This window comes from Ruegeria sp. CG8 (assembly GCF_056537165.1).
In genome coordinates this window covers 274,472-294,123 of the sequence record NZ_JBQFRA010000002.1, presented here as the reverse complement: position 1 = coordinate 294,123, position 19,652 = coordinate 274,472, and the positions used below count along the sequence as shown (strand labels likewise).

The window sequence follows — 19,652 nt, the reverse complement described above, 5'->3', positions numbered from 1 at the left end:
ATTCTTCATAAGCCATTTTTAGGACCATTTTCTCGGTATCAATCGCGATGCCAACTGACATGGACCGGAGTTCGATTCTTTGAAACCAATGCCTTTCGTGACGGCGTTTGCTGTCGTCCTTCTTTCTGCGTGCAGCAGCCCCTCTACCGGGTCGGACAAACGCCCAGGTTTCTTTAGTGTTCCAGTTCCGCAGTCTGCACCGGGGACGCAACTTGGGTATATGTCGGTGCATGTGTCCGGTTTCGGAAATGACGGAGTGACGACTCGCGCAGACGTCCGGCTCAGCCCGGGTGGAACCGGCAAGCCGCGGGGCCGTTTGACCCCGATCATGAATGTCGACCCGCAGCTGGCGTCTCGGGTCGCGGTATCTTTCAAAACCGGTCAGGATGCCCAGGCGGCCTATGATTTGGCAAAACAGATCGCCCGGGCGACCTACTGCCCAACCGGCCCAATTTCTGAAAACACCGGTATTCGCAAATACGACAATCCCCAGGACCTGCAGGCAATTCTGGCTGAAAGCAAACGGCAGGGGCGTGACGTCATTCCATCAGGCATTCGTGGCAAATCCGTGCCGGCGACCCAATTCAGAAAAACTGGAACTCCGACTTGGGTCGTGTCGATGAAATGCGACGCCCCGTATCCATACGACTAGGGCGTCGTTTCAACGGGGCGGCGATCAGGCCGCCCCAGCTGCTTCAGCCGCGTTCAGCCCGCACACCGTCAGCGATCTGTTTCATCTGATCTGCAGGCAGGAAGCCCCGCAGCATCTCGGTGCCCAGAACAAAGGATGGGGTGCCCGAAATCCGCATGCGCTGTGCCAGTGCCCGCGTCTTGGCAATTTCTTCGGTCACTTCGTCGCTGTCCATCGCCGCAAGGATGGCGTCACTGTCCAGTCCCAGCCCGTCCGAGATACGGCGCAGCGTCACCTCGGAAGGCTCGCCCGTGAATTCCAGCAGGGCGTCATGGACTTGCTTGTACGCGTCATCCCCGGCGACCTGCTTGGTGGCGATGGCAAAGCGCGACGAAAGAACAGACGCATCGCCCAGAATTGGGAATTCCTTAATGATCAGGCGGATGTTGCCATCCTCGGCCAGCAGCGCGTCCACTTCGGGGACCGCGCGGCGGCAGTATCCGCAGCGGTAGTCCATGAACTCGACCAGGGTGATGTCGCCGTCCGGGTTGCCACCGACCCAGCTATAGCCGTCATTGAACAGCTCGTCGGCGTTTTCTGCGATCAATTGCTGGTCGGCCTGTGCTTCGGCGGCAGCGTTGCGCTGCTCCAGTATGTTGATCGCCTCGAGAATGACTTCGGGATTTTCCAAGAGGTATTCCCGCACTTGCGCTCCGAACTCTGCTCTTTCGGATTCGGTCATCGAGGACAGATCCAGCGCATTGGCCGGACCGGCAATCAGGGAAAGCCCCAGAAGGGCAGGTGCTGCGTGTCTGAGGATCATTTCCGGTTCCTTTTCGATTTCTCAGCTTGTTCTGCGGCAATCAGCACATCCTGTGCCCGTTGCCAACCCGTCGAGCCTTCGGGCAACTGACCGATGGCTCGTCTTGCGTGAATTCCGGCATCCAGCAGACGCCCCTCAAGAGCGAAACGTTCGGCAGTGACGGCGGATGCCATACCGTTGTTGCCGACCTTTGAATAGGCCATTCCCAGATCCTGCATCAGGCGGCCGTTCCGGTAGTCGCGGGCGCGTGCGCTTTCCAACACCTGCAGGGCCTTTTTCGTCTGTCCGTCAGCAAGCAGCGCGCGCCCGTAGCCTGCCATGATCAATGCGTCGGTCGGAGCCAGCTCGGACGCCTTGGCATAGGCCGTGACCGCCTCCGAGACCCGAAGGTTCTCCAAAAGGATCTGCCCCTTCAGTTCGTGATAGAACGGATCGTCAGGGCGGATCGCCAGCGCACCATCAATGGCCGCCCGCGCAGCCGAAAGGTTGCGGTTCTGATGATGGGCGGCGGCCTCGCGCATCAGGCGAATATCCTGCGCCGTTTCTTCCTTGGCCCGCCGCAGGGTCCAGCCGGGAGAGCGCAGAAACGCGGACAGCTTGCCCTTGACTCGCGCAAACCAGTAGTCGGCATTCGGGTTAGACTTCGCCCGATCCCCGAACTGGTACAGAAATTCCTCGGCAGCGCGCAGGCGTTCACGGCTGGTCGGGTGCGAGCGCATATAGGGGTCCTGATTGATCTCGCTCAGCAATTCCTGGCCTGCGAATTTGCGGTGCAATTCGACCATGCCGATGGGAGAAATCTCGGCCCAACGCAGGTAGCTGGCGGCGCTGCGATCCGCCGAGGATTCTTCGGCCCGCGTGTGGCCCAGAAAACTGCGGATTGCGGCCCCTTGGGTGCCGGCGGCAATGCCCGCGGCGGCCTCTCCGCCGCCCGCAGCGGCGGCAATCAGAGCCAGCGCGGTGCCAAAACCGGCCGCGCGTTGAGCCGCCCGAAGGTTCTCGGCCCGGCGGGCAAGGTGCCCGTTGGCAATATGGGCCGCCTCATGCGCGATCACGGCCTGCAGCATCTCGGGGCTGTCGACCGTCAGGATCAGTCCGTGGTTCAGGTAGATCGTGTTGTAGTCGATGACGAACGCGTTGAACGTCCCGTCCTTGACGACCATCACCCGCACGCGGTTGGTGTTCAGGCCGGCGGCGCGCAAGATCGGAAAGGCCAGTTCGCGCAGCCCGTGTTCGATATCGGGGTCGCGGATCAGGCTTTGCGCGTGGCTCTGCGCGGTCGACGCCATCCACAGCGTCACCGCCAGCAGAATTGCCGGGATTGACGCCAGCCTGGATCCGCGTTCAAAAGCCATGGTCGCAACATGGGAGATGGGCATGCGAAACTCAACCCGGTCGGGCGTTGATCCCTTCATCGTGATGGACGTGATGGAGGCCGCGCGCCGTGCTGAAGAGGCCGGGCGCCACATCATCCACATGGAGGTCGGCCAACCCGGAACCGGCGCCCCGCAAGGCGCGCTGGATGCGCTGGCCAAGGCGATGCGGCAAGGTCCGCTGGGCTATACGGTCGCGCTGGGTCTGCCGGCGCTGCGGCAACGCATCGCACGGATGTACGGCGAGTGGTACGACGTTGATCTGAACCCCGAACGGGTGGTCATCACTCCCGGATCTTCGGGCGGATTCCTGCTGGCCTTCACCGCGCTGTTCGACAGCGGTGACCGTGTGGGGATCGGCGCGCCGGGCTATCCGTCCTATCGTCAGATCCTCCGGGCGCTGGGTCTGGTGCCGGTCGATCTGCCGACTGCGCCGGAAAACCGCCTGCAACCCGTGCCACAGGACTTTGCCGGGCTCGACCTGCAGGGGCTGATGGTGGCCTCGCCCGCAAACCCGACCGGAACCATGCTGGATCACGCCGCCATGGGCGCGCTGATCGAGGCTGCGCAAGGGCAGGGGGCCTCGTTCATCAGCGACGAGATCTATCACGGGCTGGAATACGAGGCCAAGGCCGTGACCGCGCTGGAGCTGACCAACGAGTGCTATGTCATCAACTCGTTTTCCAAGTATTTCTCGATGACCGGCTGGCGCGTCGGCTGGATGGTGGTGCCCGAGGATCAGGTGCGGGTGGTCGAGCGTATCGCCCAGAACATGTTCATCTGTGCGCCCCATGCCAGCCAGGTCGCCGCGCTGGCCGCGATGGATTGCGATGAGGAACTGCAGGGCAACCTGGCCGTCTATCGCCGCAACCGCGACCTGATGCTGAAGGGCCTGCCCGAGGCCGGGTTCACCAACATCGCGCCCCCGGACGGGGCGTTCTATGTCTATGCCGATGTCTCGGACCTGACCCAGGACAGCCGCGCCTTTGCCGCCGAGATCTTGGACAAAGCCGGCGTCGCCGTGACGCCGGGGCTGGATTTCGACCCGGCGCGCGGCCACACGACCCTGCGCTTTTCCTACGCCCAGTCGACCGAAGACATCGAGCAGGGCCTGGAACGGCTGCGCAGCTTTATGGCGGATCGCCGGACGGCGCAGAAGTCGACCTGAGGCGTTCACAAAGCGGCCACGCTGCGATAGGCTCCTGCCAAACGATCTCGGGAAAACTTGAGGCCATGAGCAGGATCTTCTTCGTATGTGCGCTGATTTGGGCGCTGGCCGGAGCCGTTTGGGCGCAGGAATTCAACGCCTTGGCGCGGGTCCTGCCCGAGCAGAGCCGGATCACTGACGGCAAGGGTGCGGGGGTGACGCTTGAGCTGGGGCTCAGTCAGGGCGTCCCGTATCGCGTTTTCACGCTTCAAGACCCTTACCGTATGGTCATCGATTTCCAGGAGGTCGACTGGAGCGGCCTTGATCGGGCCAAGCTGTTGCAGACCCGTCGGATCAGCGGGGTCCAGTTCGGCGCCTATGTGCCCGGATGGTCCCGGATGGTGCTGGATTTGGGGGCGCCCTTGGCCGTCGATAAGGCGGCCATGCGCGTGGACCCCGACAGCGGGGCCGCGGTTCTGACGCTGAATCTGAAAGGTACGGATTTCGACAATTTTGCCGCCAGCGCGGGTGCGCCGCGCAATCCGGGCTGGGATTTGCCTGCGCCTGCCGTCACGCCCCCGGTCGTGCCGCGAGATGGCGAAAGACCGCTGCGCGTGATGTTGGACCCGGGGCATGGTGGCATCGACCCCGGCGCGGAATCGGGTGGCGTTAACGAAAAAACCCTGATGCTCACGTTTGCGCGCGAACTGCGGGAACACTTGCTGCGCGCTGGCGGATACGAGGTCGTGATGACCCGGGTGGACGATCACTTCGTGTCGCTCGAACGCCGAATATCTCTGGCCCATCGGGCCAGCGCCGATGTGTTCATTTCGTTGCACGCGGATGCATTGTCCGAAGGGCAGGCTCATGGGGCCACTGTCTATTTCCTCTCCGATGAGGCCTCGGACGTGGCCAGCCAGAAACTGGCAGAACGGCACGACCGCAGCGACCTGATCGCGGGTATCGACCTGAGCGGCTCGGACGACCAGATTGCTGACGTTTTGCTGGACATGGCACGGCAGGAGACCCAGCCGCGCTCGGAAGCTTTGGCCCATGCGCTTGCGCACGGCATGGGGCAGCAGGGCGGCCCCATGAATCGGCGCCCGATCCGCAGTGCGTCGTTTTCCGTCCTCAAGGCTGCCGACATTCCCTCGGTTCTGGTCGAGATCGGATTCATCTCCAGCCCCAGAGACTTGAAAAACCTCGTAAATCCCGAGTGGCGCATCGGAATGGCGCAAGGAATTCACCAAGGTCTTGAAGCCTGGCGCCAGCAGGATCTGATCCGCCGCGGCTTGATTGGGCAGTGACCCTGCGGCGCAAAGTGGCTAGAATGCGCCCGTGTGTTTTGACCCTTGGGTGCAGCGACACTATATAGGCGTCACCGCGAACAAAAGGCAGCAACGTGATCCGGTTCATTCTTTCGATTTTCGGGGCGGTTTTCAGCCTCGTCACCTTGGGTATTTTCATGGTCGCGCTGGTGATTGGCGCGGTCTTCTGGATGTATGGCCGCGACCTGCCCAGCCACGAGTCGCTGGCCCAGTACAAACCGCCCACCATCAGCCGTATCTATTCGGGCAAGGGTCAACTGATCGACGAATTCGCGCAGGAGCGCCGCCTGTTCACCCCGTCCGAAGAAATCCCGGACCTCGTGAAGCACGCGTTTATCTCGGCGGAAGACAAGAACTTCTATTCGCATCAGGGGTACGACCCGCGCGGGATCATCGCAGCCGGGATCGAGGCGGTCCAATCCAAGGGTGAGACGCTGCGCGGCGCGTCGACCATCACCCAGCAGGTGATGAAGAACTTCCTGCTGTCCGGCGACCGGCGGGTCGAACGCAAGATTCAGGAAATCATCCTCGCGACCAGATTGGAAAAAACGCTGAACAAGGAACAGATCCTTGAGCTGTATCTCAACGAGATCTTCCTTGGCCAAAACTCCTACGGCGTGACCGCCGCTGCGCAGACGTATTTCAACAAGACTTTGCAGGAACTGGCCCCGCATGAGGCCGCGACGCTGGCTGCGATGCCCAAGGCGCCTTCGGACTATCACCCGGTGCGCCAGAAACAGCGTCTGTTGGATCGCCGCAACTACGTGCTGCGCGAGATGTATCAGAACGGATATATCGATCAGGCAACCTATGAGACTGAAGTGGCGCAACCGCTGCGTTCGGTTCAGAACGGTGATTTCGAAAGCTTCCGCACCGCACTGCCACCGCGCGACTATTTCACCGACGAAATCCGCCGCCAGCTGAGCGAGGACTTCGGCGAGGGTGAGTTCTTTACCGGTGGTTTCACCGTCCGGGCCTCGGTTGACGAGGAGATGCAGGTTGAAGCCGCACGCGCCCTGCGCGAGGCGCTTCAGAAATATGACCAGTCGCGCGGCAAGTGGCGCGGCACGGGTGAAACCATCCCCGAGGAAAAACTGGCAGACGAAGCGCAGTGGCGCGAAGCTCTGGCGATCATGGAAATTCCGCGGGACGTGGTGCTGCCCACGCAATGGTACCCCGCGGTGGTGCTGGATGTGGCCGATCAGCAGTTGACGGTAGGGATCGAGAACGGTCCGGCTGACGGCATCATCCCGCGCAGCGACATCAAATGGATGCAGGGTGACTTCAAGGCAAACTTCAAACGCGGCGACGTGATCCTGGTCGTTGCCGGGGAAGAGGGCCAGTGGTCCGCCCGTCAAGTTCCCGAGGTCCAAGGCGGCTTCGTGGCGATGGATGTGAACTCGGGCCGCGTTCTGGCGATGCAGGGCGGGTTCTCGTACCAGGACTCGGTGTTCAACCGGGCAACCCAGGCGCAGCGCCAACCGGGATCGGCCTTCAAGCCTTTCGTCTATGCGGCAGCACTGGACAGTGGCTACAGCCCAGCGACCATCGTCGTAGACGCCCCGATCGAGGTGAACACACCGCAGGGCTTGTGGACCCCGAAGAACTCGACCAACAAATTCTACGGGCCGACGCCCCTGCGCACCGGGATCGAGCAGTCGCGAAACCTGATGACCATCCGACTGGCGCAAGAGGTTTCGATGCCGGTGGTTGCGGGATACGCGGAGCGGTTCGGTGTGTATGACAACATGGGTCCCTACCTGGCCAATGCGCTGGGGGCCGAGGAGACGACGCTCTACAAGATGGTGGCGGCCTATGCGATGTTCGCCAACGGCGGCGAGCGGGTCGAACCGACTCTGGTCGACCGGATCCAGGACCGGTTCGGCAAAACGATCTATCGGCATGATGACCGGCAGTGCCTGGATTGCAACTCCAGCTGGCTGGAGCCCGACGCCTCACCCACGATCGTGACCGACCGAGAGCAGGTGATGGATGCAATCACGGCATATCAGCTGACGTCGATGATGAAGGGCGTGGTTGATCGCGGCACCGCGTCTCGTGTGGTCAATCTGCCGGTTCCGACGGCTGGCAAGACCGGTACGACCAACGAATCCAAGGACGCCTGGTTCATCGGCTTCACCTCGAACATCGTTGCCGGGTGCTACATCGGGTATGATCGCCCGCGCCCGATGGGGCGGGGTGCTTACGGCGGCACGCTGTGCGGTCCGGTCTTCCAGAGCTTTATGGAAAAGGCCGTCGAGAAATACGGCGGCGGTCCGTTCGAAGTGCCGCCGGGTGGGCACTTCATCAAGATCGACCGTTTCAGCGGTGCCCGTCTGCCGGATGACGCATCGGGTGACTATGTGGTGGCCGAGTATTTCCGTGATGGCGTCGACGGGTTCATCGACCGTGTCTATGACGGTGGTTTTGCGATGGGGTCCGATCTGCCTTTGTTCGAAGAAGTGACCAATGGCGGGCGCCAGGTCCAGACCTCGACCGGGCAGACCATCATCGTGGGGCCCAAGGCCAGCCAGGGCGATCTTCAGGGCGGCGGACTTTACTGATCTGCAGCGCTTAGAAACAGGCGCAGCAGATCGGCCTCCGGGTCACTCTCGACCGATCCGCCGGACCGCCAGCATATGGACAGGGCGCATTTGGCCGCCGCCCATCGGGCCAGACGCGTCCGCGAAACATTCATCGCCGCGGCGTATAGATCCAGGCACGCGGAAATCTGCCCGACTTCGCGCACAAGGTCCGGCATGCCTTTTGGGTGCCGCAGCGCATTTGCCAGTTCGAACGCCGGATCCCCGACATAACCCTTGGCATCGATCACGCGCGGGCCGGACGCAGTCAAGATGACATTGTCGGGGTGCAGGTCTCCATGCAGGGGGAGATGCACGGGTTGCGTCTGCAGCAAATCCTGAGCCAAAGCTATGGCGCGCCTCATATCGGTTTTCAGGGGCCGCGTACATTGATCGGCAAATCCGACGTCAAAAAGCGGGGCGAACACTTGCTCCAAAGGCCTCAGCCCGCTCACTTCGACCATCGGATCAGCCTGCAGGTTCCGCGCCGTTTCAGCCAGTAGTGTCAGGGCGTCGGCCACGTTGCCCGCCCGTGCATGATCGCCGAGGGTCGGACCCTCGAGCCACTCCATCATGACCGCCCGGCGGTCTTCGGCCAGTATCGCGACGGCGCCCCGGTTGCGCCAGGCAGCCAGCAGGCGGCATCCCGGCGCCTCGTTGCCGCGATCGGCGCGGCGATAGAGTTTGAGCGCAACTTCAGACCCGTCCTCACGTTTGGCCCGCCAGACACGCGCCGCGCCGGTATCCACCACCAGCCGCGGGTCGGCCAGATGCCATTTCTTCAGGAACTGCTCCGGTCCGTGCTGCATTTGCCTTTCGGGTCATCTTGTGGTGGCCTGAACCTCTTGCTATCACGCAGGCCTGATTGAGCAAGTTGGGACCTGACCATGCGCGCCGAAATCCAGAACATCGTGGCCGAGATCCAAAAATCGCTGGAGCTGCTGGCCCAGCGTATGGACTATGAAACCGCGCCGCACCGGCTGGAGGAATTCAACGCCCGCGTCGAGGACCCCAACCTGTGGGACAACCCCGAAAACGCGCAGAAGCTGATGCGCGAACGGCAGGTTCTGGTCGATGCGATCGAGACCTACGAGTCGATCAAGACTGATCTGAACGACAACATCGAACTGATCGAACTGGGCGAGATGGAGGGCGACGAAGAGGTCGTCAAGGATGCCGAAGAGGCCCTTAAGAAGCTGCGCGACAAGGCGGCCGAAAAAGAGCTCGAGGCGCTACTGGACGGCGAGGCCGATGCCAATGACACCTTCCTTGAAATCAACGCGGGCGCCGGGGGCACAGAAAGCTGCGACTGGGCCTCGATGCTGGCGCGGATGTATGTCCGCTGGGCCGAGAAGAAGGGCTACAAGGTCGAGCTGCAGTCGGAAACCCCGGGCGAAGAGGCGGGGATCAAGTCGGCGGCCTACAAGATCTCGGGCCATAACGCCTATGGCTGGCTGAAGTCCGAAAGCGGCGTGCACCGGCTGGTGCGGATTTCGCCCTATGACTCGGCGGCCAAACGGCATACTTCGTTCAGCTCGGTCTGGGTCTATCCGGTGGTGGACGACAATATCGAGATCGAAGTGAACCCGGCCGATATCCGCGTCGATACCTACCGGTCCTCGGGGGCGGGCGGTCAGCACGTCAACACCACCGACTCGGCGGTGCGGATCACCCACATCCCGACCGGCATCGTGGTGACCAGTTCGGAAAAATCGCAGCACCAGAACCGCGACATCGCCATGAAGGCGCTGAAATCGCGCCTGTACCAGATGGAACTGGACCGCCGCAACGCCGAGATCAACGCCGCGCACGAAGCCAAGGGCGATGCCGGCTGGGGCAACCAGATCCGGTCCTATGTTCTGCAGCCCTATCAGATGGTCAAAGACTTGCGCACCAGCTACGAGACGTCGGACACAAAAGGGGTTCTGGACGGTGATCTGGATGCATTCATGGCGGCCACTCTGGCTCTCAAGGTCTCGGGTAAAAGCCGGGCCGAGGCGCAGTCGGACGACTGATGCCGCGCGGTTGATCTGCGTGGAAAAGATATATCCAAAACACCGGGTTTAAATGCACACATGGGGTCGCTAGGCTGAGCGCAAGCAAAGCTCGGACGTAACCCCATGAACCTAAGCGATACTTCAGCCGCTGATCTTCTCGAGAAACTCGCGACAGGGCATTTGTCAGCCGTCGAGTTGATGCGCGCGACGCTCGACCGGATTGCCCAGGTGAACGGGCAGGTCAATGCTATCGTCGCGCTGCAGGACGAGGATGTGCTTATGGCACAAGCCCGGGACGCCGACGACAAGTCGGGCCGCGGGCCTCTTCATGGGCTTCCGATTGCCGTCAAAGACCTGGTCAATGTAGCTGGCATCGCGTCGACCCAGGGGTCGCCGGTTTTTCGCAATCACGTCCCAGCCGTCGACGACCTGATCGCAGCACGGTTGCGGGCTGCCGGGGCTATCCTGATCGGAAAGACGAACACACCGGAGTTCGGGTTGGGCTCGCACACCTTCAATCCGGTCTATGGCGCAACCCGGAACCCATACGATCCGGCCCGGTCCTGCGGTGGGTCGTCGGGTGGCGCAGCGGTGGCCTTGGCCACCGGGATGGTCGCGCTGGCGGATGGGTCGGACATGATGGGCAGCCTGCGCAATCCGGCCGCGTGGAACAACGTGTACGGCTTCAGGCCCAGTTGGGGCAGGGTTCCGTCGGAACCACAGGGTGATTTGTTCCTGCACCAGCTCTCGACCTTGGGGCCGATGGCCCGCAGCCCGCAGGATATCGGACTATTGCTGGATGTGATCTCTGGCCCCGATCCGAGGCAGCCTTTGAGCGTTCCCTGCGAACCCGTCACCCCATTGTCTGTCGAAAGCCTGGACGGGATGCGGATCGGATGGCTGGGCGATTGGGGCGGCGCATTCCCGACTGAGGAAGGGATTCTGACCCAATGCAGCAACGAGTTGGCGATTTTTGAGGGACTCGGCGCAACCGTCGAGGACGTACCGCCGCCCTTCGATGCCGAGCGCCTGTGGAACAGCTGGATCACCCTGCGGTCGTGGAACGTAGCAGCAAGTCTGCTGCCCTTGGCCGACCGAAAAGACGCCCTGAAGGACACCGCGCAATGGGAGCTGGAGCGAGGTCTGGCCCTGACGGCGATGGAGGTCCATGCAGCCAGCGTCACCCGTTCGGATTGGTACCGTCGGGCGGTCGAACTGTTTGCCGAGTATGATGCGCTGGTGTTGCCGGCGGCTCAGGTGTGGCCGTTCCCTGTGGATCAGCCGTATCCGCGCAGCATTGGTGGGGTCGCGATGGACACCTATCATCGTTGGATGCAGGTGGTCACGCCGGTCAGCCTGATTGGTCTGCCCTGCCTTTCGATACCGGCGGGGTTTGGCCCCGGAGGACTGCCGATGGGAATGCAACTGTTCGGGCCGCGCGGCAGCGACGCGCAACTGCTGGCTTTGGGGGCCGCCTATCACGCCGTGACGCATTGGCCGCAAAAACGCCCGGCCATGGCCTGAGGGCAAGGGGAGGAGAAACGTAACATGGAAAAGCCATTCGGAGTGCCAACGCTGAAACCGGCGGATATCGGCATGTTGCGCACGGCGCTGCATCGCGCCTGGCAGGATTATCGCCGCGCACCGGTCTTTGGCCTGCTGTTCGGCGGCTTCTACGTTCTGGTCGGGTGGTTGATGGCCTGGGTAACCGTGCAAACGGGCACCTCGTTCTGGCTGGTGCTGGCTGCCATCGGCTTTCCTCTGATCGGGCCATTCGCCGCCGTGGGTTTGTACGAGGTATCGCACCGGCTCGAGCGGAATGAGCCTTTGGACTATGGCGCCATCTTCGGTGTCGTGATCCAGCAGAGCCGCCGTCAGTTGCCGTCGATCTGCGCGATCATCGTCGTGATGTTTCTGTTCTGGTTCTTTCTCGGCCACATGATCTTTGCGCTGTTCATGGGGCTGTCGACAATGACAAACGTGTCGTCATCGCTTGAGGTATTTCTGACACCCAACGGTCTGGCCATGCTGGCTGTCGGCACTGCTGTAGGCGCGATCTTTGCCATCCTTCTTTACATGATCACCGTGTTGTCGATCCCGATGCTGCTGGACCGGGAACTCGACTTCGTCACTGCCATGATCTCGAGCTATGCCTATGTCAGCGTGAACAAGCGGGTCATGTTGGGCTGGGGTGCCTTCATTGCGGTCACGACCTTTGTCGCCATGGTGCCATGGTTTTTGGGATTGCTGATCGTGTTGCCTCTGTTCGGCCATGCCAGCTGGCACCTGTATCGGCAAATCACCGAAGAGGACGCAGCGGCGGAGCCGGTCGCCGAACCGGCCCAAGCCTAGGTTCACGGGGTCAGGAATCGGGCACTTCGCGGCCCATGTCGACCAGCATCTCACGCAGACGTCCTGCGCTGGGCAGGTTGGCTTCAAGCGCATGGACATAGGCGTGGGTCAGAAAAAAGCTCCGGGCGTCGTCGTCTTGCTGGCTGGCGGCGGCCAGTTCGTACAATTCAGCCAAAGCCGCGATGTCACCCGCCGCATGCGCCTGCAGAAGGCGGGTGTGCAGGTCGGTCATTCAGCGGCCAAATCGGTGCGATGTGCCATCAGACGCTGCGCCACCCAGTCGTGGAACAGATGCGTCGGCCCGTCCATCGCCGGCGAGAAATGTCCGCCGTCAAACCCCGGCGCCGCGCGGCCACGCTGCATCCCTTCGACGACGAACACATCCTCTTCAAAGACCACTTTCCACTGCTCGGCATTGCGGGCGCGCAGATCCGCATCGGTATCCGGCGCCGAATAGAACAGGTGGATGTGCTCCGAGGTCCGGTTCTGGGCCTCGGGCCGCAGAATGATGGCGAAGGCGTGGTCCCGGTGCACGCCCAGTAGCACGTTGGGGAAGGCAGCAATGTATTCGGCTGCGGTGTCCCATTTCTGGCTGAGACCCTCGAAATCGGGAAAAACCCGACCGTCCTCAGTTTTCAGTTGCCGATAGACCAAGGTTCCCTGACCGGAGTAGAGGCCGGGCTCCTGGATGTGATAGTGATCCTCAAGCCGCGAGTAACTGTTCAACCCGGGATGCACCCACGGTAGGTGATAGCTTTCGCAGTAGTTCTCGACCGCCAGCTTCCAGTTGCAATTGACGTCCAACCGAAAGGAACTTTCCGGGCCGCCGTGGTACAGCGGTTTGTCGAACTCGGCCCAACGCTCGATCAGCCTGGCGTTGGCATCCTCGAACGCCGGCGCGTCGCCCGAGACGTTGATCCACACCACGTCGCGCCAGATATGGCTGCGCACCTCGATCAGGCCGAGGTCCGATTTGCTGACCGCATCATGTGCGTTCTGGCCCGGGCCGCCCACATGCGGCGTGGCAACCAGCCGGCCTTCGGTGGAATAGCACCAGCTGTGATAGGGGCAGCGAATGGCGCCTTCGATCTTGCGGGGCTCTTCGACCAGGATCATGCCGCGGTGACGGCAGATATTCTGAAACACACGGACCGTACCGGAACGGTCACGCAGCAACAGGAGCGGAATACCCATGAACTCCAGCGGAACCGCGTCACCTGGCTCGGGGACATCGGCGGTGACCGCGAGACCGGCCCAGCCATCCAGCAGCAGGGCTCGAGTTTCTTCGGCGTGCAGGGCAGGGTCGGTATAATGTGCATTGGGCAGACCCAGAGCGGTTTCAATGCTCTGACGAACAGCCGACAGATCGGTTGGGGTGCTGGCCATCTGGTTCTCCTCGCTTCCCCACCAGCCTAGGCATCCGGGACCGGCCCTCGCTTACACTTCTGCGACTTCGGCTTTTCTCACAACGACATGCGCGGGAGTTTGGGCGGTTTCCTATGTTCGGCGCGCCAGTCTTGCTGCCTCCAGCGTTGCCCGGAAATCGTGGCCCAGATGGCGGATTTCCAATCTGTAGATGTGCGGAGTAGCCGAAGAGTGCTCCATGCACGAACCGATCCAGACGCCGTTGCCATCGGTCATGTCCTTGCGGATCACGATCGTCTTGCTGTCACGACCAGCCTCGCGCGACAACACTGCGTAGATATTGGGTCCGGCGCAGGCGGCGAAGCCACGAAGTTCACGGCCTGTGGCGGAACGCGTGCCGGCCATGGCCGGCGGCAGGAAGCCGCGCAGGACAGCACACTGATGCAGGTGCCGGGTTTGAACCAGCCAATGATGGGCGCGTGGATCGCCTTCGCCGCCATGTTGCGTCACAAGATAGACGCCGCTTGGAAACGCGTCCTCGGTCAAGGCTGCCAGTCCGGGCCGAAGGAACTGAACCACGCTTTCGGGCAGGTCACAGCGCCGGGGCGCGGGGATTTCCTCAAGCGGTTTCAGCAGAATGCGGGCGTCCACGTCAAAGAACCGGCAGATCCGGTCCAGAACGTCCGGGCGTGGAAAACTCTCGCCAGAAAGATACCGGTTGAACTGCGTGCGGTTGACGCCCAGCTGTCTGCACAGTTCGGCGACCGAAGGATAGCGGTCGGCAAGTTGCCTGAGATTCGCCCCTAGCATGCTGCGCAGCTCGGCGGGCGTGCGAGTGTCTACGGCCATGTCTCACTCTGGTTTGCAACGGTTCGGGAAACACGACCGGAGCGGCCAGAAAGGCCGATCGCCAGTCAAGAAATCGTAAAATTGACCCCATGGAACACGCAGTTTGCGTGTTCTGGTCGAAGCGTAACGCGCTCAGGCGCGAACGCAATAGGCATTAAGCCCATTTGTATGGTCTTTTTCCTGTCAGTGCTCAGTTGTGCACCTGTGGAAACGATCTGACAACGCAAAACGCCCCGTCGATCGGGGTGACGGGGCGTTTTGATGGGTTCGCGAAAAATCAGTTGCCGCGCAGCAGGGCCGCGACGCCTGTCCGTGCAACCTCGACAGAGCCCAGCGGGCGCATCAGATCGGCAAATGCATCGATCTTGTCCGGCGCGCCGGTGATTTCGAAGATGAACGAATTCAACGTGCTGTCCACGACATTGGCCCGGAAAATGTCGGCAAGACGCAACGCCTCGACCCGCTTGTCGCCTTCGCCGACGACCTTGATGATCGCCAGTTCCCGCTCGACCGAAGGGCCTTCGACTGTCAGGTCATGCACGTCATGCACCGGGACGATGCGGCCCAGCTGAGCCTTGATCTGTTCGATCACCTGCGGGGTACCAGTGGTGACGATCGTGATGCGGCTGAGGTGTCCGGTATGGTCGACCTCGGCCACGGTCAGGCTTTCGATGTTGTAGCCGCGCCCCGAGAACAGCCCGATGACCCGGGCTAGAACCCCCGGTTCGTTTTCGACCAGAACAGCAATCGTGTGGCGTTCCTGCACGTCCGAGAAGGTCGGGCGCAGGTTGTAGGCCGAGTGGCGGGTGGAACCTTTTCGGATCTTGAGTGCAGTCATTGGAAGACCTCATCGTTGGCAGAGGAATAGTCTGGCGCCCGTAGCCGTTGAACAACGGCGCCGATACAGACCAGACAGGAAAGATACAAAAGCGGTGCAAAAAGCAGGCGGATCGAGATGTCGGCTTCGCCGCGGAACAGAAAGGCGAAGAAAGCGGGGGCGGCACCCAGCCACATCGCTCCGGCCAGCGCCAGGCCCCATGGGCTGTTCGTCAATACACCTGCGCGCAAAAGGAATAGTCCCGCAGCGGAGATCAGAGCAGATTCGTAGAACCACAGGTATGGGGTGGACAGCATGACCGCCAGCGCCAGCACCGCGGCACGCAGGTCAAAACCGATCCGGGGGCTGCGCCAGGTGATCGTGACCATGATGGCCGCGCAGGCTGTGATCGTCCACTGAACGGCCAAGGCGACGGGCTCGGGCAGCCCAAAGCTGGCGAGCGTCGAATAGGGGCTGAGCATCAGATTGTTTTCGACGATGGTTTCACGCACCACCGAAAAGTGGACCGCCATCATGTTGCGCATTTCCAGCCAGTATTCCGGACCGTAGAGCGCGGTCGCCAATCCCGAGATAACCAGGGTCGTGACGCCGGCCGAAATGATGGTCGGCCACGCCCGGCACGCCAGCAAAGCAAAGGGAATCAGGATGCCCAGCTGAGGTTTGAGCGTCAGAAAGCCGATAAAAAAGCCGGCAAGAACCAAACGTTGGTTCTTGAGCGCTGCAAGTGCCGCCAGCAAACCGGCCATCCACAGGGCTGCGGTCTGCCCCATGAACAGGGTCGGCAATATCGCGGGTGGCAGCGCAAATGCGAACCAGACCGGTGTGATGCCTTCCGCGAACGGCCGGGCGGCGAATATCATCGCGACGATCGACGCGATCGAGAAGACCAGCCAGGCAATGGGGAAGGGAAGGGCGCCCAAGGGTTGAAGCGTTGCAAGAAACGCGGGCGGGTAAGACCAGGGCATCCAGTCATCTTCCTTGATGACGTTGTGCATGGCGGTCAGGCTGTCGACACTGAAAGCCGACAGAGGCTCACCCAGATGGGCCAGACGTCCGGCGGCCCAGAAGACCCGAAAGTCGATCGGAAAGCCGGCGCTGCCATTGGCCGCGATCTCGCTCCAGCTGAGGCCGAGCCAGATGACAAAGACCCCAAGCACCAGCGCAGGGACAAGAATGCCCAACTGCCAGCCGCGACGCCCCGCAAAAATCTGCAGGTTCTCGCGTGGAGATGTCTGAGTGGGGATGCCGGGCATGTTCCGTCCTGTCCTGTGTGCGTCCATCAGGGCCAACAGCATGGCCCTGTGTCCGCAAGCAATATCAAACCAGCACCGCGCCGCCAGCCTGAATGACACCCTTCGTTTCGGCCTCGCCCAGCAGCATCTCGTTATGGGCCTTGCCCGACGGGATCATGGGGAAGCAGTTCTCGTGCTTTTCGACGAGGCAGTCAAAGATCACCGGACCGTCGTAATTGATCATCTCCATGATCGCGTCATCCAGATCGGCCGGGTCTTTGCAGATGATCCCCTTGGCCCCGAAGGCCTCGGCCAGCTTGACGAAATCGGGCAGGGCCTCGGACCACGAATGCGAGTAGCGTTCGCCATGCAGCAGTTCCTGCCACTGGCGCACCATGCCCAGGCGTTCGTTATTCAGGATGAACTGCTTCACCGGCAGGCGGTATTGGACGGCGGTGCCCATCTCCTGCATGTTCATCAGCCAGCTGGCCTCGCCCGCAACGTTGATCACCAGTGCGTCCGGATGTGCCATCTGCACACCGATCGAAGCCGGGAAGCCATAGCCCATGGTGCCCAGCCCGCCCGAGGTCATCCAGCGGTTGGGGTCTTCGAACCCAAGGAATTGCGCGGCCCACATCTGGTGCTGGCCCACCTCGGTACAGACATAGCGATCGTGATCCTTGGTCAGCGCCTCGAGCCGTTCCAGCGCGTATTGGGGTTTGATAGCCTTTTCGCTGTTGGTGTAGGCAAGGCAGTTGACCTTGCGCCAGTCCGTGATCTGGGCCTGCCACTTGGCGATCGCTTCGGTGTTGGTTTTGCGACCACGCGCCTTCCAGACCTTCAGCACGTCTTCCAGAACATGCGCCACGTCCCCCACGATGGGGATGTCCACCCGGATCACCTTGTTGATCGAGGACGGATCGATGTCGATATGCGCCTTTTTCGACTTGGGCGAAAAGGCGTCGATACGCCCCGTGATCCGATCGTCGAACCTGGCGCCGACATTGATCATCAGATCACAGTCATGCATGGCCATGTTCGCCTCGTACAGACCGTGCATGCCCAGCATCCCGACCCAGTTCTTGCCCGATGCCGGATAGGCGCCCAGGCCCATCAGGGTCGAAGTGATGGGGAACCCGGTCGCGTCCACCAGCTCGCGCAGCAGTTGGCTGGCGGCAGGACCCGAATTGATCACGCCGCCGCCGGTATAGAACACCGGCCGCTTGGCGGTTTCGATGGCGGCGACCAGTTCGGTGATCTCTTCGATGTCGCCCTTGAGCGCCGGTTGATAATGCGAGGTCGATGGTTTCGGCGCGTTGTATTTGCCGGTGGCAAACTGAACGTCTTTGGGGATGTCGATCAACACAGGACCGGGACGGCCCGCGGTGGCGACATGAAACGCCTCGTGCATGGTTTCCGCCAACGAGTTGGTGTCTTTGACCAGCCAATTGTGCTTGGTGCAGGGCCGGGTGATGCCCACCGTGTCCGCCTCTTGGAACGCATCCGAGCCGATCATGAACGTCGGCACCTGACCGGTCAGAACCACGATCGGGATCGAATCCAGAAGCGCGTCGGTCAGGCCGGTCACCGCGTTGGTCGCGCCGGGCCCCGAGGTCACCAGTGCGACACCGGGTTTGCCGGTTGAACGGGCATAGCCCTCGGCGGCATGTATCGCGCCCTGTTCATGCCGCACCAGGATGTGACGGATGTCATTTTGCAGAAAGATCTCGTCATAGATCGGTAGCACGGCGCCGCCGGGGTATCCGAATACCGTGTCCACGCCCTGATCCTTGAGGGCCTGGACCACCATCTTTGCGCCGGTCATCTCACGTGTCATCTGCTTTGCTCCGTTCGCGACATGTGTCTTGCGTTTGACAAAAAAAAGCCCCCGAAGTTTCGGAGGCGCATGGGTTCGATTATGGTTTACCGTTACCGGCCCATGCGCGTGGTTCCTACGATTACGACTAGCGTTCTCATCGCCAGAGGCTCCTTTTTGCGTGGGGCAGACATTATGGGCGGCGCGAAGGGGCGTCAACAGGCAATCTGGCCAATTTCCTGACTCTGGTGTCGAATTTTGCGACATTTTGTTGCGCAGATTGCCGCATGTGGGGAAATTTCCGGAAATACTGGCCGAGTTTTGCCGAGTTCCGAGCGGTGGTCGAGGTCAGAATGCGTCAGAGCGATGTCTGAAACGGGCATGATGCGGGGGCCGGGCTGGGTCAGGCTGGGGCTGCGAACAAGTCAGGGAGGACGGCATGCTGATGGATCTGGTGGACCTCGGGCGCTATCCGATAGATCGTCCGAATTCGGCGGCCTATGATCGGTTGATCGATGACATTCGTCGTGACCTCGACAAAGATGGTTGCGCAGTTTTACCCGGATTTGTCCACGAAGACGGGTTGGGTCAGTTGCTGACCGAAGCCGAAGCCGTCGCGCCGAGTGCGCATCGCAGTTTCAACCGGACCAACGCCTATTTCACCAAGGACGATCCCCGCTTTGGTATCGCCCACCCGATCCGTCGGTTCTATGACCGGTCGAACGCCTTTGTTCCGGCCGACAATTTCCCGTCTACCGGTCCCCTGCGCAGAATCTACGAGTTCGAAGGATTTCTGCCCTTCATCCGCGAAGCGCTGAATGAACCCGCGGATCGGTTCTTTCGCTACGATGATCCATTGGCGGATGTGATCATCAACGTGGTCGAAGAGGGGCAGGGCTTTCCTTGGCATTTCGATACGAACAACTACACGGTTACTCTGGCGATCCAGAATGGCGAGCAAGGCGGCGCCTTTGAATACGCGCCGAACCTGCGCACCGCTGAGGAGGAGAACTTTGACAAGGTGGCGATGGTTCTAGACGGCAATATGGGAATGGTACGCCAGTTGGAGCTCAATCCCGGTGATCTGCAGATCTTTAGGGGGCGCTATTCCTTGCATCGCGTGGCGCCGGTGTCGGGTGCACGGCCGCGCTACGTGGGGATATTCTCCTTTGTCGAGGCCGAAGGCATGTGTGGCGGGGTCGAGCGTACCCGGCAGCTCTATGGCCGTGTGCTGCCGTGTCATCACGACAGGGAGGGGTTGCGAAACGATGAGCTTCTGGACTGACCCGTGCTAGGGTGGAGCAGTCAAATCCTGCCAG

General features: G+C 61.5%; 17 protein-coding genes. 8 read left to right on the top strand and 9 right to left on the bottom strand.

Features of this window, described 5'->3' with window-relative positions; translation table 11 throughout:
* Positions 1 to 256: 256 nt before the first annotated feature.
* Positions 257 to 652, top strand: a complete 396-nt coding sequence (locus ACR0EF_RS07410; RefSeq protein ID WP_170338652.1) for a hypothetical protein — start codon at positions 257 to 259, stop codon at positions 650 to 652.
* Positions 653 to 695: 43 nt separating this feature from the next.
* On the opposite strand, the gene ACR0EF_RS07405 is transcribed toward ACR0EF_RS07410, so the two are convergent.
* Together ACR0EF_RS07405 and ACR0EF_RS07400 are read right to left on the bottom strand one after the other, a co-directional pair.
* Complete coding sequence (locus ACR0EF_RS07405) at positions 696 to 1,454, bottom strand: DsbA family protein (RefSeq protein ID WP_170338145.1); 759 nt, start codon at positions 1,452 to 1,454, stop codon at positions 696 to 698.
* A complete protein-coding gene (locus ACR0EF_RS07400; protein ID WP_170370645.1) occupies positions 1,451 to 2,833 on the bottom strand; it encodes a M48 family metalloprotease in 1,383 nt (460 codons plus the stop codon). Before ACR0EF_RS07400 ends, ACR0EF_RS07405 begins: the two co-directional genes overlap by 4 nt.
* Between ACR0EF_RS07400 and ACR0EF_RS07395 the strand changes: the two genes are divergently transcribed.
* The 3 genes from ACR0EF_RS07395 to ACR0EF_RS07385 all read left to right on the top strand — a co-directional run bounded on the left by ACR0EF_RS07395 (position 2,832) and on the right by ACR0EF_RS07385 (position 7,866).
* Positions 2,832 to 3,995 carry a pyridoxal phosphate-dependent aminotransferase gene (locus ACR0EF_RS07395; RefSeq protein WP_170370644.1) on the top strand — a complete coding sequence of 388 codons (1,164 nt, stop codon included), beginning with the start codon at positions 2,832 to 2,834 and terminating at the stop codon, positions 3,993 to 3,995. The two genes, ACR0EF_RS07400 and ACR0EF_RS07395, sit on opposite strands and share 2 nt — an antisense overlap.
* Positions 3,996 to 4,060: 65 nt before the next feature.
* The gene (locus tag ACR0EF_RS07390; RefSeq protein WP_170338658.1) at positions 4,061 to 5,281 is read left to right on the top strand and encodes an N-acetylmuramoyl-L-alanine amidase; all 1,221 of its coding nucleotides are present in this window, start codon (positions 4,061 to 4,063) and stop codon (positions 5,279 to 5,281) included.
* A gap of 95 nt (positions 5,282 to 5,376) precedes the next feature.
* On the top strand, positions 5,377 to 7,866 hold the full coding sequence (locus ACR0EF_RS07385; protein WP_170338660.1) for a penicillin-binding protein 1A: 2,490 nt from the start codon (positions 5,377 to 5,379) through the stop codon (positions 7,864 to 7,866).
* On the opposite strand, the gene ACR0EF_RS07380 is transcribed toward ACR0EF_RS07385, so the two are convergent.
* Positions 7,860 to 8,693: an aminoglycoside phosphotransferase family protein gene (locus tag ACR0EF_RS07380; RefSeq protein ID WP_170372362.1), complete on the bottom strand. Its 834-nt coding sequence runs from the start codon at positions 8,691 to 8,693 to the stop codon at positions 7,860 to 7,862. The genes ACR0EF_RS07385 and ACR0EF_RS07380 overlap by 7 nt on opposite strands.
* A 78-nt stretch (positions 8,694 to 8,771) precedes the next feature.
* Here ACR0EF_RS07380 and prfB point away from each other — a divergent pair, with 78 nt between their 5' ends.
* The 3 genes from prfB (at position 8,772) to ACR0EF_RS07365 (ending at position 12,233) form a co-directional block, all read left to right on the top strand.
* Positions 8,772 to 9,899, top strand: coding sequence for a peptide chain release factor 2 (prfB, locus tag ACR0EF_RS07375; protein ID WP_170338666.1), 1,128 nt, complete (start codon positions 8,772 to 8,774; stop codon positions 9,897 to 9,899).
* Between the two features lie 105 nt (positions 9,900 to 10,004).
* Positions 10,005 to 11,405 carry an amidase gene (locus tag ACR0EF_RS07370; RefSeq protein ID WP_170372364.1) on the top strand — a complete coding sequence of 467 codons (1,401 nt, stop codon included), beginning with the start codon at positions 10,005 to 10,007 and terminating at the stop codon, positions 11,403 to 11,405.
* A gap of 24 nt (positions 11,406 to 11,429) precedes the next feature.
* Positions 11,430 to 12,233 carry a DUF2189 domain-containing protein gene (locus ACR0EF_RS07365; RefSeq protein WP_170370641.1) on the top strand — a complete coding sequence of 268 codons (804 nt, stop codon included), beginning with the start codon at positions 11,430 to 11,432 and terminating at the stop codon, positions 12,231 to 12,233.
* Positions 12,234 to 12,243: 10 nt separating this feature from the next.
* On the opposite strand, the gene ACR0EF_RS07360 is transcribed toward ACR0EF_RS07365, so the two are convergent.
* The 6 genes from ACR0EF_RS07360 to ACR0EF_RS07335 form a co-directional block, all read right to left on the bottom strand.
* On the bottom strand, positions 12,244 to 12,465 hold the full coding sequence (locus tag ACR0EF_RS07360; protein ID WP_170370640.1) for a hypothetical protein: 222 nt from the start codon (positions 12,463 to 12,465) through the stop codon (positions 12,244 to 12,246).
* Positions 12,462 to 13,619: an aromatic ring-hydroxylating oxygenase subunit alpha gene (locus ACR0EF_RS07355; RefSeq protein WP_170372366.1), complete on the bottom strand. Its 1,158-nt coding sequence runs from the start codon at positions 13,617 to 13,619 to the stop codon at positions 12,462 to 12,464. Before ACR0EF_RS07355 ends, ACR0EF_RS07360 begins: the two co-directional genes overlap by 4 nt.
* A gap of 111 nt (positions 13,620 to 13,730) precedes the next feature.
* Entirely contained in the window at positions 13,731 to 14,447 is a 717-nt protein-coding gene (locus tag ACR0EF_RS07350) for a helix-turn-helix domain-containing protein (RefSeq protein ID WP_254437673.1), read from the bottom strand.
* 277 nt (positions 14,448 to 14,724) lie between these two features.
* Entirely contained in the window at positions 14,725 to 15,285 is a 561-nt protein-coding gene (ilvN, locus tag ACR0EF_RS07345; protein WP_093962354.1) for an acetolactate synthase small subunit, read from the bottom strand.
* Entirely contained in the window at positions 15,282 to 16,580 is a 1,299-nt protein-coding gene (locus ACR0EF_RS07340; protein WP_170372368.1) for a glycosyltransferase family 87 protein, read from the bottom strand. The genes ilvN and ACR0EF_RS07340 overlap by 4 nt, the downstream gene beginning before the upstream one ends.
* A 22-nt stretch (positions 16,581 to 16,602) precedes the next feature.
* Positions 16,603 to 18,354: an acetolactate synthase 3 large subunit gene (locus tag ACR0EF_RS07335; protein ID WP_170372370.1), complete on the bottom strand. Its 1,752-nt coding sequence runs from the start codon at positions 18,352 to 18,354 to the stop codon at positions 16,603 to 16,605.
* A 418-nt stretch (positions 18,355 to 18,772) separates the two neighbouring features.
* On the opposite strand from ACR0EF_RS07335, the gene ACR0EF_RS07330 reads away from it, so the two are divergent.
* On the top strand, positions 18,773 to 19,618 hold the full coding sequence (locus tag ACR0EF_RS07330) for a HalD/BesD family halogenase (RefSeq protein ID WP_170372371.1): 846 nt from the start codon (positions 18,773 to 18,775) through the stop codon (positions 19,616 to 19,618).
* The last annotated feature ends 34 nt before the right edge of the window (positions 19,619 to 19,652 follow it).